This window comes from Novosphingobium pentaromativorans US6-1 (genome assembly GCF_000767465.1).
Lineage (GTDB): Bacteria > Pseudomonadota > Alphaproteobacteria > Sphingomonadales > Sphingomonadaceae > Novosphingobium > Novosphingobium pentaromativorans.
This window is the reverse complement of record NZ_CP009291.1, coordinates 2,800,352-2,815,266: the sequence shown is the minus strand read 5'-3', so window position 1 is coordinate 2,815,266 and position 14,915 is coordinate 2,800,352. Positions and strand designations below refer to the sequence as shown.

Here is a 14,915-nt window from a genome sequence, read left to right as displayed (position 1 = left end):
CCATGTCCGGACGCCGCAGTCCCTGGGGCGGAAGCGACAAGGGCGGCGAAGGGCCTTCGGACGAGTCCGGCAAGGACGGCGAAGACAACGACGGGGACAGTGGGTCCGAGGGCGATGGCGATCGCTCGGGGGACAAGCGCGGTCCGCGCAATCCATGGCTGCCCAGCGGCTCCACGCCGCCGCGCCGGTCCGCCAGCATCGAGGACATTTTCCGCACGCGCGATCCGCGCCGCCCCGGTGGCGGCTCTGGCGGCCCGGGCGGCGGCGGCGGCAACTTCCCGCGCCTGCCCCAGCGCCCCGACGGCAAGTCGTGGCTGCCGCTCGGCATCGGCGCGGCGGTCGTCGCGCTGCTTGCGCTGTCCAGTGTCCACATGATCGGCCCGAAGGAACAGGCCGTCGTGACCCTGTTCGGCAAGTATGCGCGCACGATCGATTCGGGCGTCAACTTCACCCTGCCATGGCCGATCGAGCAGGTCGACGTGGAGGACGTGCGCACCTTCACCGTGGACTCGATCCCCGAGGGCGAGGCCGAGAAGCTGATGCTGACGAGCGACAAGAACCTCGTCGACCTCAGCTACCTGGTGCGCTGGAACATCAAGAATCTGGTGAACTACAAGTTCCGCCTCACCGATCCGAAGGAATCCGTGCGCGAAGTGGCCGAAGCCGCGATGCGCGCCTCGATAGCGCAGATCTCGCTGAACGACGCGCTTTCGGGCGCGGGCCGCGCGCAAGTCGAGCAGGACGTTCGCGAGCGCATGCAGCGCATCCTCGACTACTACAAGGCAGGCGTTGCAGTGCAGGGCGTGGAAATCAAGAAGGCCGATCCGCCCAGCAAGGTGGTCACCGCCTTCCAGCAGGTCACCGTCGCCCAGCAGGAAGCCGAGCGCGACCGGTCCGAAGCGCGCGCATGGGCGCAGCAGCTGCTGGCCCGCGCGCAAGGTGACGCGGAAGCCTTCGACAAGGTCTATCAACAGTACAAGCTGGCCCCCGAGGTCACCAAGCGGCGCATGTATTACGAAACCATGGAGCGCGTGCTGCGCGACAACGACACGGTCGTGGCAGAAGCCAAGGGTGTGACGCCCTACCTGCCGCTGTCCGAAGTGAAACGCCGCGCCGCGGACGCTGCCCCGGATGCAGCCGCGAAGGGAGGCCAGTGATGTCCAACGTCTGGCAGGACTACAAGGCGTTCTGGATCGGCGCCGGGGTCATCCTCGTCGCCATCCTGATGAGCATGATCGTCGTTCCCGAAAGCGAACAGGCCGTCGTCATCCGCACCGGCAAGCCGATTGCGGTCTACAACGGCTACGACCCCAAGGCCGCCTTCGGCCAGACCGGCGCGGGCGTGCATTTCCGCATCCCGCTGGTCGACAAGGTCCAGCGCATCGACAAGCGCCTGCTCTCGGTCGACATGGAGCAGCAGCAGGTGCTCTCGACCGACCAGGACCGCCTGATCGTCGATGCCTATGCGCGCTATCGCATCATCGACCCGATCAAGATGGTCGAGACCGCTGGCACGACCGAGCGCGTGACCCAGCAGCTTGAACCGATCCTCTCCTCGGTGCTGCGCCAGGAACTGGGCAAGCGCACGTTCCAGTCGCTGCTCACCGCAGAGCGCGGCAAGGCGATGGAGAACATCCGCGACGGCCTCGACCGTGAGGCGCGCGAATATGGCGCACAGGTCGTCGACGTGCGCATCAAGCGCGCCGACCTGCCCGAAGGGGCGCTTGCCAGCGCCTTCACCCGCATGGAAGCGGCCCGGCAGGAAGAAGCCAAGACGATCACCGCCAAGGGACAGAAGGACGCGCAGATCATCCGCGCCGGAGCCGAAGGGCAGGCCGCGAAGATCTACGCCGACAGCTTCGGCCAGGACCCCGGCTTCTATGACTTCTACCGGGCCATGCAGAGCTACGACGTTTCGTTCGCCAAGAACGAGGACGCCAAGACCATTCTGCTGGGTTCGGACAATGCTTACCTGAAGCATTTCAAGGAGCCGTGAGAGCGGCCATCGAGGCCGCAAACTGGCGGAAAACAGGCGCCATTCAAGGTCGGTTAAGCTCATGGAGCGTCAATCGGCAGGGGGTCGATGGATGGTGTCGAACACCGTCGAAATGGAGGAATCAAAGGACGTGAAGCCCGTGCGATATGCTTATGGATTGACCACAGCCCTCCTGCTTGGAGGCGCCACCCTGTCGCTCGCAACCGGCTATCCGGCAGGAGCGCAGGTCGCCCAGAACGAAGCCGGCCAGATGGCCCATGTTGTCCCTCGGGGCGGCGCTCCGGCCAGTTTCGCTGACCTGACCGAACAGTTGGCACCGGCCGTGGTCAATATCTCGACCCGCCAGCGGATCCAGGTGCAGCAAAACAACAACCCGTTCGCCGGAACCCCTTTCGAGGGCCTGTTCGGTGGCGGTGGCGGCGCCAGCCCGCAAACGCGTGAGGCACAATCGCTCGGCTCGGGCTTCATCATCAGCGCCGACGGTTACATCGTCACCAACAACCACGTCATCACCGCCGAAGGGCGCGGCGAGGTGGAATCGATTACGGTGACCACCCCCGACGGCGAGGAATATCCCGCCAAGCTGATCGGCAAGGACGCCGCCTCGGACCTCGCCGTCCTGAAGGTCGAGCGTTCCAAGCCCTTCCCCTTCGTGAAGTTCGGCGATTCCTCGCACGCCCGCGTCGGTGACTGGATCATCGCCATCGGCAATCCGTTCGGCCTCGGCGGTACGGTGACCTCGGGCATCATCTCGGCGGTCTACCGCAACACCGGCGGCGGCGGCGCCTACGACCGCTACCTGCAGACCGACGCGGCGATCAACCGCGGCAACTCGGGCGGCCCGATGTTCGACATGAACGGACAGGTCATCGGCATCAACAACGCGATCTTCTCGCCCACCGGCGGCAGTGTCGGCATCGGCTTCGCCATCCCGGCGGAAACCGCTGCCCCGATCGTGCAGAAGCTGATCAAGGGCGAAGCGATCGAGCGCGGCTACCTGGGCGTGCGCATCCAGCCGCTCAACGACGACCTTGCCGAATCGCTCGGACTTGAGCGCAACAAGGGTGAGTTCATCCAGTCGCTCGAACCCGGCGGCGCGGCGGACAAGGCCGGCATCAAGGCCGGTGACGTCGTCGTCAAGGTCGGCGGCAAGGAAGTCACCAAGGAGCAGACGCTGTCCTACCTGGTGGCGAACACCGAACCGGGCAGCCGCGTGCCGGTGGAAGTGATCCGCAACGGCCGCAGGATGACCCTCAACGCCACGGTCGCAAAGCGCCCCAGCGAAGACGAACTGCAGCAGAGCTTCAGCTCCGACGACGACCAGCAGAACGCCGATCCCTTCAACAACCCGCCCAAGCAGCAGGAGCAGGGCTACATCGAGAAGTCGATCGGCCTCTCGGTCACCCCGCTCACGCCGCAGATCGCGCGCCAGCTCGGTGCGTCGGACAGCGTGAAGGGCCTCGTGATCGTCGCCGTCGATCCCAGCTCGGACGCCGGCCAGAAGGGCTTCGCCCGCGGTTTCATCCTGCTCCAGGCCAATGGGCAGGACGTGAGCACGCAAGCCGACCTCGAAAGCGCCATCCGCGCCGCCAAGGCAGACGGGCGTTCGGCCATCCTGCTGCGCGTGCAGCCGCGCGGCCAGCCTTCCGCCTTCGTGCCCGTCCGCATCCGCTGACGGACTATAGCGCCCCGGCCGCAAGGTCGGGGCAGCGGACATACAGAAACACCCGCCGGAGCGATCCGGCGGGTGTTTCTGTATGCCCTCGCGGCGCGGGGTGCGGGGCCTGACCTCATCTCCCGGCAACGCGAAGGAAGGCCCGGCAACGCAAAGGAAGGATCGCCCCCGATCCCTCCTGGCAGAGCCTCAGTAGTTGGGAACGGGGGTCGGCGTGCGCGTTGCGGCCGGTGCCGGAGTGCGGGTTGCGCCCGGCGCGGGCGGGGTAACGATCTTGGGCGCAAGCCCCTGTCCGGGCCGAAGACCCGGATCATTGGCCGGGGCCCGGCCAGTCGCTCGGTCGAGGAAGTCGTCATTGGCGGCGGGCGGATTGCCGTAATCGGGAACCATAGCGGCGCCGGGGCCCGGTCCCGGTCCCATGGTGCCATCCTCGTAGATCGGCGCGTCGTCGCCCGAGCCGCTGCCCGGATGCACCAGGTTGCCGTTCTCGTCGACGTAGTAGTAGTCGTCCGGGTTGCCCTGGAGGTACTCATCGTCCGGCTCGAGCTGCCACTCGGGCAGCTGCAGCTTGGTGTCGAACTCCTCAACGGGACGCTTGGCGACGGCAACCTTCATGAAGTCGGCGAAAGCACGCGCCGGAGCGTGGCCGCCCGACAGCCCGGGAACCGCCTTGGCATCGTCGCGGCCCATCCACACGCCGGTGGTCACGCCGCTCGAGAAGCCGAGGAACCAGCCGTCCTTGTTCGAGCTTGTCGTGCCGGTCTTGCCCGCAACCGGTCGGCCGATCTGCGCCGCCCGTCCAGTACCGGTGGCCACGGCCGACTGCAGGAGGTCGGTGATCCCGGCCGCAACGTAGTGAGGCACCAGAACCTGCCCGCGCACCGACTTGTGCTGGTAGAGTACTTCGCCGTCAGTCGTCGTGACCTTGGTGATGCCATAAGGCTCCACCGAAGTGCCGCCAGCGCTGACGGCGGCAAAGGCGCGGGTCATGTCGATCAGGCGCACTTCCGAAGTGCCCAGCACCATGGCCGGCTGGGTGTTGATCGGCGTGGTGATGCCGAAGCGGCGGGCCATGCTGGCCACGGTGCCGAAGCCCACCTCATTGCCAAGCTGCGCCGCGATGGTGTTCTTCGAATAGGCGAAGGCGGAGCGGATATCGATCTGCCCGGCATACTTGCGGCCGGAATTATGCGGGCTCCACCCGTCGATCGTCACCGGCTCGTCGACCACAGGATCGCTCGGCGTGTAGCCCGCCTCGAGCGCGGCGAGATAGACGAACAGCTTCCAGGCCGACCCCGGCTGGCGTTCCGCGCTGGTTGCACGGTTGTAGTTCGAATTGATGTAGTCCGTGCCGCCGACCAGCGCCAGCACCGCACCGTCGTTGTCGAGGCTGACCAGCGCGCCCTGCGCGCCCTTGGGTGCATTGGCGATGATCGCCGCGGTCGCAGCTTCCTGCATCCTGGGGTCGAGCGTGGTCCAGACCTCGATCGGCTCGTTGGTCTCGGGCAGCAGCATGTCGAGCTGGGGCAGCGCCCAGTCGGTGAAGTAGCGAACCGAGTTCTGCCCCTTCTCCTTGGCGAGCTTGACCTTGGTGAGGTCGGTGCCGTCCGCCTCGCTCTGGGTAATGACGCCGTTGTCGGCCATCGTACCGAGCACGACGTTGCCGCGCGCGATGGACGCCTGGACGTCGGCCGTCGGCGAATAGTTCGACGGGGCCTTGACCAGACCGGCGATGATCGCCGCTTCTCCGGTCGAAAGCTCGGTCGCGGGATGACCGAAGAACTTGCGGCTCGCCGCGTCGATGCCATAGGCGCCGCCACCGAAATAGACCTTGTTCAGGTAAAGCTCGAGGATCTGGTCCTTGCTGAACTTGCGTTCCAGCGCCAGCGCCAGGACCATCTCACGCGCCTTGCGCCCGAACGTGCGGGCGTTGTTCAGGAAGATGTTGCGCGCCAGCTGCTGGGTGATCGTGGAGGCGCCCTGCTTCCAGCGACCGGCCTCATAGCGGACCATGACCGAGCGCACGATGCCGATGGGATCGACGCCGTAGTGATCGCGGAAGCGGCGATCCTCGACCGAGATCATCGCGTCCTTCATGATTTGCGGAATCTGGTCGTAGCCCAGCCACTTGCCGTAGCTCGGCCCGAGCGAGACCAGTTCGCTGCCGTCGCGCGCGCGCACGACGATCATCTGCCCGTTCTGGCTGCTCTTGAGCGCGCTGAAATCGGGCAGTTCGCGCATGGTAAACGTCACGGCCGCGGCAAGGAAAAGGCCGCCCAGCAATGCCAGGGCAAGACCCCAGATCATCAGTGAGCGGATTGCGCGGAACCAGAGCGATTTCCTGGTCGGCTTGGAGGAAGGGCCGCCCGATGTGCGGCGCCGGCCGGTATTCTTGGCCATCTTCTAGATGCAAACCCCTTTGACGGACCTTCTTGTCCGAACGCGTCGTACACTTTGTACGCCGGATTTGTAACCCGACCTTAACAACGAGATGTGCATGAAACGGCGCTTTACCGGGCGGCGCGCGCCGGTTCAGTCTTCCTTCGGCTTGAAGTCGAGCGATGCGCTGTTGATGCAGTAGCGCAGGCCGTCGGGCCCCGGACCGTCCGGGAACACATGCCCGAGATGTCCCTCGCAGCGGGCACAGGTCACCTCGGTGCGCACCATGCCGTGCGACACGTCGCGATGTTCGTCGACGGCATCGCCCGCAACAGGGGCCGTATAGCTCGGCCAGCCCGAGCCGGAATTATACTTCGTTTCGGACGAAAACAGCGGCGCGCCGCAACCGGCGCAAGTGTACATGCCGGCCTGCTTGTTGCTTTCGTACTTGCCGGTAAAGGCCCGCTCGGTGCCAGCCTGCCGCAGCACCTGGTACTGTTCGGGCGTCAGCCGTTCACGCCATTCTTCTTCCGTGAGGTTGAGCTTGTCGGTCATGTCTGCACTTCTCCTTGGGCGCAGATATGGGGCGGTGGGGCGCAGGTTTCCAGTGCCCCTCCCCGTGCCGGGCAGCTCACACCCAGGTTCAGGCCATCGGTTCGACGACCAGCACCACGCCGTCATGGCCGACGACCTTGAGGCGCGTGCCGACGATGGCATCCGCGCCCTTGGCAAGCCATTCGCTGTCACCCAGGCGCACGCGGCCGGAACCGCCCTCGATCGCCTGGGTCACCACGACCGTTTCGCCCACCACGCGCTCGCCGCGCTGGTTCATCTTGGGATCGGCGGCCACCACCGGGTGATCCTTGAGCACGCGCTTGCCGGTGAAGACGGCGATGATCGAAAGCAGCGCGAAGATCACGATCTGCAGCGGCAGTCCGATCGGCAGCAACCACGCGACGAGCCCCGTGATGAGCGCCGCCCCGGCCATCCAGATCAGGAACACACCCGGGATCGCCATCTCGGCAATCGCCAGCACAAGGCCGATGGCCAGCCAGGTGTAATGCACCTCCAGGTTCATCAGCTCATCCATCAGCGGTCACCGCCGGCAGAAGGCGGCACGCTGGGTGCGGCGCGGCGCGTCTGGGCAGGAGGCGGCGGGGGCGAGGACGGCGGATTGCTGTTCAACGCTTCCTTCGCCAGTTCGCCGATCCCGCCCAGCGTGCCGATCAGCTGGGTCGCCTCGACCGGGAAGAGGATCGTCTTGGCATTGGGCGAGGTCGCGAACTTGGCCACCGCCTCGGTGTACTTCTGGGCGATGAAGTAGTTGATCGCCTGCGAGCCCGATTCCGCAATCGCCTGGCTGACCATGTGCGTCGCGCGGGCTTCGGCCTCGGCTTCGCGCTCACGCGCTTCGGCGTCGCGAAAGGCGGCTTCGCGCCGGCCTTCTGCCGAGAGGATCTGCGACTGCTTTTCGCCTTCGGCGCGCAGGATCGCCGAAGCGCGGCTTGCCTCGGCCTCGAGGATCTCGGCGCGCTTCTCGCGCTCGGCCTTCATCTGGCGGGCCATCGCATTGGAAATGTCGAGCGGGGGCCGGATGTCCTTGATTTCGACGCGGGTGATCTTCACGCCCCAGGGCGAAGTCGCATGGTCGACCACCGACAGCAGGCGCGCATTGATCTCGTCACGCTTGGACAGCGTCTCGTCGAGGTCCATCGAACCCATGACCGTGCGCAGGTTGGTGGTGGTGAGCGCCATGATCGAGCTGTAGAGGTTGTGGACCTCGTAAGCTGCCTTGCCGGCATCGAGCACCTGGAAGAACACCACCGCATCGACACCGACCATGGCGTTGTCCTTGGTGATGATCTCCTGCCCGGGAATGTCCAGGACCTGCTCCATCATGTTCACCTTCTGGCCGACGCGATCGACGAAAGGAATGATGACATGAAGCCCGGGCTGCGCCGCAAGCGTGAACTTGCCGAGCCGTTCTACCGTGTAAACATAGCCCTGACGCACGACGCGAACGCCCATCATCAGGAAGACGACCACGACGACAATCAGGGCAATGAGAAATTCAGTCACGGCGCAATCCCCTCATTACATGCCGATAAAGCACGATCCTAGCGGCAGGGACGTAAGGGACAAGTAAAACCGGAACTTGTTAAATTGCACCGAAAGCCCCGCTGCCGATCCGGCTGGGCCTGACGACGCCAGAACGCGCCGGCGATGTGGAAGTTGTCCTCAGAGCCGGGCGAACAGGGCCAGCATCCGGTTCCAGGCCTTGTCGGCTTCGCTCGGATCCCAGGACGGCGAGTCCGGCACGCACCAGCCGTGATCGGCTTGATAGACCTCGATCTCGGCCGGGCGGCCTGCGGCGTCCGCTGCCTTGCGCAGCTCCACCTTGGCCTGCGGGTCGCGCGCATCGTCATTGCGGGCGATTGCAAAGAGATAGGACGCCTCGGTCTTCGCAAGCAAGCGATGCGGACTGTCCGGCTCCTCGGTGACGAGCCCGCCGCCATGGAGCGAGGCCGCCGCCCCGACGCGATCGGGCACGGCCGCCGCGGTGCGCACGGTGAACGGACCGCCCATGCAATAGCCGTTGCTGCCGATCCTGCGCCCCTTGTCCACTTCCCGCTGCCCATCGAGAAACGCGACATAGGCCCCTGCATCGCTGGTGATTGCCGCCGGGGTAAGCTGTTCGCGCAAGGGCGCGATCTTGGCCTGCCCTTCGGGCGTGCGCCACTCGGCAAAACTTTCCAGAAGCGGCGCCGGGCCGCCGCGGTAGTACTGGTTGACCACCAGAACCGCATAGCCTTCGGCCGCCAGCGAGCGGGCCATGATCTTCTTGGCCTCCCGCAGTCCCGCGATGTCGGGCCACATGACGATGCCGGGATGGGCACCTTCGGACGGGTGGACGAAAAAGGCATCGGCAACGCCATCAGGCGTGGTGATCGAAACCATGCGCTCGGCAACCTGGCTGCCCCCGTCAGCCTCCACCGACTTCGAGCAACTGGCCAGGGCAATGGTCGCCCCCATGGCCGCGAACTGGCGCCGGCTCAGGCCGCGCCGGGCCAGATTGGCGTCTTCGCTTGCTTGGGTGAATTCATCGCACATGGGGACAGGCCTCCCGGATTGTCGAGATTTGCCGAGAGGTTACCAAGCCGCTAGCGAGAATGCGAGCGAATGGTTTCAACGCAAGAATGAGTATCCATGCCGAGCGATCCTGACGACATACCCTGCTGGCAACGCATCGACGCACGCCTGACGACTTCGGGCAAGCTCTCGCCCGCAGACCCTGAGCGGCTGCGCGCCCTTGGCGTGCGACATGTGATCAACCTCGCGCTACCGGATTCTCCGGGTGCGCTGACGGACGAGGCCGTACTGCTAGCCGAGGCGGGCATCGCCTACAGCCACATACCGGTCCCGTTCGACGCGCCCGGCGACGTGCATTTCACCGCGTTCAGCGAAGCTATGGCCGCGGCCGGCGATGCGCCCGTCCACGTCCATTGCATCCTCAACTGGCGCGTTTCGGCGTTCATATACCGGTGGAACCGGCAAGCGCGCGGCATGAGCAGGAACGAAGCGCGAGCCCTGCTTCGCGTGCAATGGGACCCGGCGCAAAGCGACCACAAGGACGCCCCCGCCTGGGCCCGTTTCATCGGCAACTAGGGATCAGGCCGCGACGATCTGGTTGCGGCCTTGCTCCTTGGCGGAATAAAGCGCGACGTCGGCCGCCTTGAGCGCATCACGCGTCGAGGGATAGGCGAAGACGTCCGCCACGCCGCCCGAGAACGTGATCGTGCCGATCGGCTCGTCGGTGCGGCGGTTCACGAACTTGCGGCGCGAGAAGACCTCGCGCACAGAATCGAGCTTTTCCTTGGCGGCGGACTTGCCCAGGCCCCGGAAGAGCATGACGAATTCCTCGCCGCCGTGGCGCGCGACGTGGCAGTTGTCGTCGGTGATCTTGGCGAGCGTCGCCGCGACTGCCTGAAGCACGCGGTCGCCCGCATCGTGCCCGTGGGTATCGTTGATCTTCTTGAAATGGTCGATGTCGCAGAAGGCCACGCTCAGAGCGTCGAGTTCCTGCTGCGCTTCCCGGTAGTGGCGTTCGAGCAGACCTTCGAAGGCGCGCCGGTTGGGCAGGCCGGTCAGGTGATCGTGTTCGGCATCGCGCCGCGCCTTGGCAAGGCTGACACGCAGCGACTCCGCTTCGCTTTCGCTGCGTCGCATTTCCTGTTCCAGATGACGCGTACGCTCGATCATCGCCATCGCAACCGCCGTCAGGTTACGGATTTCCTCGCGCTCGCCGCCGGATTCGACCTTGTCGACGTGGGCCTGCATCTCGGTGTTGTACTGCGCGGCGGAGTCGCGCGCGCTGCGGCTTGTCTCAGCGAAGCTTTCCAGGGTTCGCTCCAGCTTGTCCGAGATGCGGTTGATGGCCTCGTCGCCATTCTTGCGCTGCTCGTCGAGCCAGGCCTGGTTGATCGGCAGTCCGTTCGCGCGCCGCTCAGCGACCTTGTTGACAAGGCCGATGTCGTTACCCGAGCGCGGCGGAGAGATTTGGCTCCGAAATATCGAGGTCGTTGCCGATCAGGAACTCCCCGATGTCCTCGATCAGCTGCCTGCGCACGAGGTCGCGCGCCGAAAGGTTGCCCTCACCCGTCTTCGCCTGCGCAAAGGCCTGTTCCGACGACGAATCCGATTCCGGACGCCCGCCCGACAAGAACCGCATTATACTCAATGTATTGCCCCCTGAACTGCCACCGATTCCCAACTACATTGCACCTTTCATGTCAAACTGGGCGTTCGACTGCATGTGCTAAGTAGCATCCCTTATATCCATAAAGAGTGAACGAAGACTTGCAATCGATTGTCATAAATCATGCCGCGAAACTATTCGGCAGGACTGTGCTGGCGGGGCCGCAGGCGGGTCCGTTCAGGAACCGGCGAAGTTCAATTCAAGGTTCACCGCATTGGGATCGCGAAGATTGATCTGCATGAGGCCGATATGGGACAAGTCGTTGACCCGATAGTCGCATCCCAGTTCATCCAGCCGCGCGCAAGTCGCCTTGAAGCCTTCGCAGCGCAAGGCCACGTGGTGCAGCGCATTGGTCAGCTCGCCCGGGCGATAGGCGTCGTAGCGTCCCGATACGGTCCCGCGGTCAATGAGGTGGACGATGGGCGCGCCGGTCGCATCGCGCATCCAGTAGCCCGCAATGCCGCTGGCGATTGCGGGATTTTCGCTGCGTGTCAGGCCGAGGACGTCCTCATAGAAGGTCGCCGTCAGCTCCAGATCGTCGGTAAGGATGTTGATGTGGTCGATGCCAATGACTCTCATCGCCCTGCTCCGCTGGAATTCCAGCCAATCATGGCCCCGCCAGCCGGCACGAACAAGGGCCGGGCCGATCAGCTGCGGAAAACGACCGTGCGGCTGCCGTTGAGCAGGACCCTGTCCTCGAGATGCAGGCGCACCGCTTCTGCCAGCACCCGCCGTTCGATGTCGCGCCCCTTGCGCACCATGTCATCGGGCGTGTCGGCGTGGGTCACGGCTTCCACGTCCTGGTGAATGATCGGCCCTTCGTCGAGGTCTGCGGTCACGTAGTGCGCGGTCGCGCCGATCATCTTCACGCCGCGCGCGTGCGCCTGGTGATAGGGCTTGGCCCCCTTGAAGCCGGGCAGGAACGAGTGGTGGATGTTGATGCAGCGGCCGGAGAGGAACGAGGCCATTTCGTCCGAGAGGATCTGCATGTAGCGCGCGAGCACCACCAGTTCAGCGCGGCTTTCCTGCACCAGCGCCCGGACCTGCGCTTCCTGCTCGGCCTTGGTTTCCTTCGTCACCGGCAAGTGATGGAAGGGAATGTCGCCGATCATCTGCGCGTTGATCGCATCGCGCGGGTGGTTGCTGACGATGCCGACCACGTCCATCGCGATCTCGCCGATCTGCTGGCGATAGAGCAGGTCGACAAGGCAATGATCGAACTTGCTGACCATGAGCAGCACGCGCCGCGGCCGGTCGCGGCGCACCATCGACCAGGCCATACCGTATTCGTGGGCAATGGCGCCGAAGCCCTCGCGGATTTCCTCACGATCGGCCGCCCCCGGATCGAAGGCGACGCGCATGAAGAACTTGTCCTCATCCAGGTCGTTGAACTGCTGCGCCTCGATGATGTTGCCGCCCATCTGCGCGAGATAGCCGGTAACGCGGGCAACGATGCCCGGCCGGTCGGCGCAGGACAGCGCAAGGATCAGGGGCTGGGCCACGCGCGCCGACCTCAGGCTGCCACGGCGCCGCGATTGGAAAGCGCCGCTTCGCTCTCGGTCATCAGCTCGGCGATGATGTCGACGACCGGCTCTTCCTTGGTGACCATGCCCACCGACTGCCCGGCCATGACCGAGCCGCTTTCGACGTCGCCGTCGATCACCGCGCGGCGCAGGGCCCCTGCCCAAAAGTGCTCGATCTCGAGCTGGGCCGCGCCCATGTCGACGACGCCTTCATCGAGCAGGCGGGCCACTTCCAGCTGCTTGGCCGTAAACTCCTCGGTGCCCTTGTTGCGCAGCGCGCGCACCGGAATGACCGGCAAGCGCGGGTCGACCTGGACGGACGCAATGGCATCGCGGGCCGAAGCACGGAAGAAAGCCTTCTTGAAAGCGGCATGGGCGATCGATTCGCTCGCACAGGCAAAGCGGGTGCCAAGCTGGACGCCGGCTGCGCCCATCTCGAGATATCCGGCAATCAATTCGCCGCGGCCAATGCCGCCGGCGACGAAGACGAGGTTGTCGGCAGCAAGGTTGGGCAGGATTTCCTGCGCGAGAACCGAAGTCGAGACCGGACCGATGTGGCCGCCCGCTTCCATGCCCTCGATCACCAGCGCGTCAGCGCCCGAACGCAGCAGCTTCTTGCCCAGCGCCAGGGTCGGCGCGAAGCAGATGACCTTGGCGCCGCCCGCCTTGATCGCCTCCACGCTGCCCTTGGGCGGAATGCCTCCGGCCAGCACGACGTGGCCGACGCCGTGCTTCTTGCAGACTTCGATCAGGTCGAAGAGCTGGGGGTGCATGGTGATCAGGTTCACGCCGAAGGGCTTTGCGGTGAGCGCCTTGGTCCCCGCGATCTCGGCATCGAGCAGCTCGGGCGTCATCGCACCGCAGGCAATCACGCCGAAACCACCGGCATTGCTGATCGCCGAAACGAGGTTGCGCTCCGACACCCAGGACATCGCACCGCACAGGATCGCGTACTCGGTGCCGAGAAATTCACATCCCCGCGCCATCAGCGCAGAGGTCTTGGTGTAGGCGGCCATCGATGCTCCCGTAACCCGCTTTGGAACCGGGCATGGGCCATAGGCGGACGTGCCGCGGCACACAAGCGGCGAGAACGCCTCGCCTTCGGCTATTTCGCGTGTTTGACGCCTGCAGCAGGATCGATGGGGCCTGTCAGGCCCGCTGCGAAGCGGGGCTGCCGACTTGATATTGTCGCATGGCGGTGCGAGCCTTGCCCGCAATGGACGTCCAGGAACTCTATCGCTCGAAGCTGATGTCCGCGCAGGACGCGGCGCGGCTTCTCGTTGCCGACAGCGACGTCGCCATGGGCATGGCCGTTGCCGAACCGCCGGCACTGCTTGCCGCGATCGCACGGCGCGTGGAGACCGAAGACCTGTCGGCGCTGCGACTGTGGTACTTCCACTCGATGACCCATGCGGCGAGCAGCGTCCTGCGGCGCGACCTGCTCGACCGGGTACGCCCGCACTGCATGTTCCTGTCCAGCGTCGAGCGCGGCCTGATGAAGAACGATCCGGCGCACTGCGACGAATTGATCGAATTCGTGCCCACCGCCTTCAGCGCCTCGCCGCAGCTCCTGCGCGAGGATGTGGCGCTCGACGCCTGCGTCACGATGGTCTCGCCGATGGGCAAGCACGGCTACTTCACCTTCGGCACGGCGAACGACTACACCTCGGTTGCCGCCCGATCTGCAAGGAAGCTGATCGTCGAGGTCAATCCGCTGATGCCGCGCGTCTTCGGCGAATCGCCGCTGCACGTCTCGGAAATCGACGCCATCGTCGAGAAACGGTCCCCCCTGATCACCGTGAAGGATCACGCCGCAGCGCCAGAGGACGAGGCAATCGCGCGGATCGTCGCCGAAATGATCGATGACGGGGCCTGCCTGCAAATGGGCATCGGCAACCTGCCCGCCGCCGTCTGCAGCCGCCTGAGGAGCCGCCGTGACCTTGGCATCCACACGGAACTGCTCACCCCCGCACTCGCCGGGCTGATGCAGCGCGGAGCCGTCACCAACCGGCGCAAGGCCACCTTCCCGGGCCGCACCGTCTTCACGTTCGCGATGGGCGATACCGCGTTCTATGAATGGCTGGACGACAACCAGGCGATCTACTCGCTGCCGGTCGACATCGTGAACGACCCGCGCCACATCGCCAAGAACGACAATGTCGTCTCGGTCAACGCAACGCTGCAGGTCGACCTGTCGGGCGCGTGCAATTCCGAGCACATGATGGGCCACCAGTACTCGGGATCGGGGGGGCAGCTCGATTTCGTGCGCGGCGCAAATGCCTCGAAGGGCGGTATCTCGATCATCGCCTGCCGCTCCACCGCCAAGGACGGAACCGTCAGCCGCATCGTCCCGTCCCTCGAAGGCCCGGTGACGACGCCGCGCAACGACGTCCACTGGATCGTCACCGAATTCGGCGCGGCCAACTTGCGCGGCAAATCGCTGAGACAGCGGGCCGAAGCGATGATCGCCCTCGCCCATCCGCACTTTCGTGACGAACTGGCAAGGTCACTCTAGGCATCCATGCGGCCGAGTGCGCGACGCGAGCGAGGCCGATTGAGCGCATAACGGCCACCCCGGGTCCGCGC

Annotated in this window: 15 protein-coding genes; 5 read left to right on the top strand and 10 right to left on the bottom strand. The window is 65.3% G+C overall.

Going from position 1 to position 14,915, the window contains the following annotated elements:
- The first annotated feature begins 2 nt into the window (after positions 1-2).
- The 3 genes from hflK (at position 3) to JI59_RS13230 (ending at position 3,671) form a co-directional block, all read left to right on the top strand.
- Complete coding sequence (gene hflK / locus JI59_RS13240) at positions 3-1,157, top strand: protease modulator HflK (RefSeq protein WP_038576158.1); 1,155 nt, start codon at positions 3-5, stop codon at positions 1,155-1,157.
- Complete coding sequence (gene hflC / locus JI59_RS13235) at positions 1,157-1,996, top strand: protease modulator HflC (protein ID WP_007012206.1); 840 nt, start codon at positions 1,157-1,159, stop codon at positions 1,994-1,996. The genes hflK and hflC overlap by 1 nt, the downstream gene beginning before the upstream one ends.
- Before the next feature lie 91 nt (positions 1,997-2,087).
- Positions 2,088-3,671: a Do family serine endopeptidase gene (locus tag JI59_RS13230; RefSeq protein ID WP_007012207.1), complete on the top strand. Its 1,584-nt coding sequence runs from the start codon at positions 2,088-2,090 to the stop codon at positions 3,669-3,671.
- A gap of 189 nt (positions 3,672-3,860) precedes the next feature.
- Here JI59_RS13230 and JI59_RS13225 read toward each other — a convergent pair whose 3' ends face one another.
- The 5 genes from JI59_RS13225 to JI59_RS13205 form a co-directional block, all read right to left on the bottom strand.
- Positions 3,861-6,071, bottom strand: a complete 2,211-nt coding sequence (locus tag JI59_RS13225) for a transglycosylase domain-containing protein (RefSeq protein WP_007012208.1) — start codon at positions 6,069-6,071, stop codon at positions 3,861-3,863.
- A gap of 132 nt (positions 6,072-6,203) precedes the next feature.
- Positions 6,204-6,605, bottom strand: coding sequence for a peptide-methionine (R)-S-oxide reductase MsrB (gene msrB, locus JI59_RS13220; RefSeq protein WP_007012209.1), 402 nt, complete (start codon positions 6,603-6,605; stop codon positions 6,204-6,206).
- 88 nt (positions 6,606-6,693) lie between these two features.
- Positions 6,694-7,140: an NfeD family protein gene (locus JI59_RS13215; RefSeq protein WP_007012210.1), complete on the bottom strand. Its 447-nt coding sequence runs from the start codon at positions 7,138-7,140 to the stop codon at positions 6,694-6,696.
- On the bottom strand, positions 7,140-8,078 hold the full coding sequence (locus JI59_RS13210; protein WP_013834244.1) for an SPFH domain-containing protein: 939 nt from the start codon (positions 8,076-8,078) through the stop codon (positions 7,140-7,142). The genes JI59_RS13215 and JI59_RS13210 overlap by 1 nt, the downstream gene beginning before the upstream one ends.
- A gap of 210 nt (positions 8,079-8,288) precedes the next feature.
- Positions 8,289-9,161 (bottom strand): dienelactone hydrolase family protein, encoded by an 873-nt coding sequence (locus JI59_RS13205; RefSeq protein ID WP_007012212.1) that lies wholly within the window; start codon positions 9,159-9,161, stop codon positions 8,289-8,291.
- A 96-nt stretch (positions 9,162-9,257) separates the two neighbouring features.
- Between JI59_RS13205 and JI59_RS13200 the strand changes: the two genes are divergently transcribed.
- Positions 9,258-9,716: a protein tyrosine phosphatase family protein gene (locus JI59_RS13200; protein ID WP_007012213.1), complete on the top strand. Its 459-nt coding sequence runs from the start codon at positions 9,258-9,260 to the stop codon at positions 9,714-9,716.
- A gap of 3 nt (positions 9,717-9,719) precedes the next feature.
- Here the strand turns inward: JI59_RS13200 and JI59_RS27670 are convergent, their stop codons facing one another.
- The 5 genes from JI59_RS27670 to JI59_RS13180 form a co-directional block, all read right to left on the bottom strand.
- On the bottom strand, positions 9,720-10,388 hold the full coding sequence (locus JI59_RS27670) for a GGDEF domain-containing protein (RefSeq protein WP_007012214.1): 669 nt from the start codon (positions 10,386-10,388) through the stop codon (positions 9,720-9,722).
- Between the two features lie 196 nt (positions 10,389-10,584).
- Complete coding sequence (locus tag JI59_RS27665; RefSeq protein ID WP_007012215.1) at positions 10,585-10,779, bottom strand: hypothetical protein; 195 nt, start codon at positions 10,777-10,779, stop codon at positions 10,585-10,587.
- A gap of 204 nt (positions 10,780-10,983) precedes the next feature.
- Positions 10,984-11,385 carry a VOC family protein gene (locus JI59_RS13190; RefSeq protein ID WP_007012216.1) on the bottom strand — a complete coding sequence of 134 codons (402 nt, stop codon included), beginning with the start codon at positions 11,383-11,385 and terminating at the stop codon, positions 10,984-10,986.
- A gap of 68 nt (positions 11,386-11,453) precedes the next feature.
- The gene (gene purU / locus JI59_RS13185) at positions 11,454-12,308 is read right to left on the bottom strand and encodes a formyltetrahydrofolate deformylase (RefSeq protein ID WP_007012217.1); all 855 of its coding nucleotides are present in this window, start codon (positions 12,306-12,308) and stop codon (positions 11,454-11,456) included.
- 11 nt (positions 12,309-12,319) lie between these two features.
- Positions 12,320-13,345 (bottom strand): NAD(P)H-dependent flavin oxidoreductase, encoded by a 1,026-nt coding sequence (locus JI59_RS13180; protein WP_007012218.1) that lies wholly within the window; start codon positions 13,343-13,345, stop codon positions 12,320-12,322.
- A gap of 200 nt (positions 13,346-13,545) precedes the next feature.
- Between JI59_RS13180 and JI59_RS13175 the strand changes: the two genes are divergently transcribed.
- On the top strand, positions 13,546-14,844 hold the full coding sequence (locus tag JI59_RS13175) for an acetyl-CoA hydrolase/transferase family protein (RefSeq protein ID WP_038576155.1): 1,299 nt from the start codon (positions 13,546-13,548) through the stop codon (positions 14,842-14,844).
- The last annotated feature ends 71 nt before the right edge of the window (positions 14,845-14,915 follow it).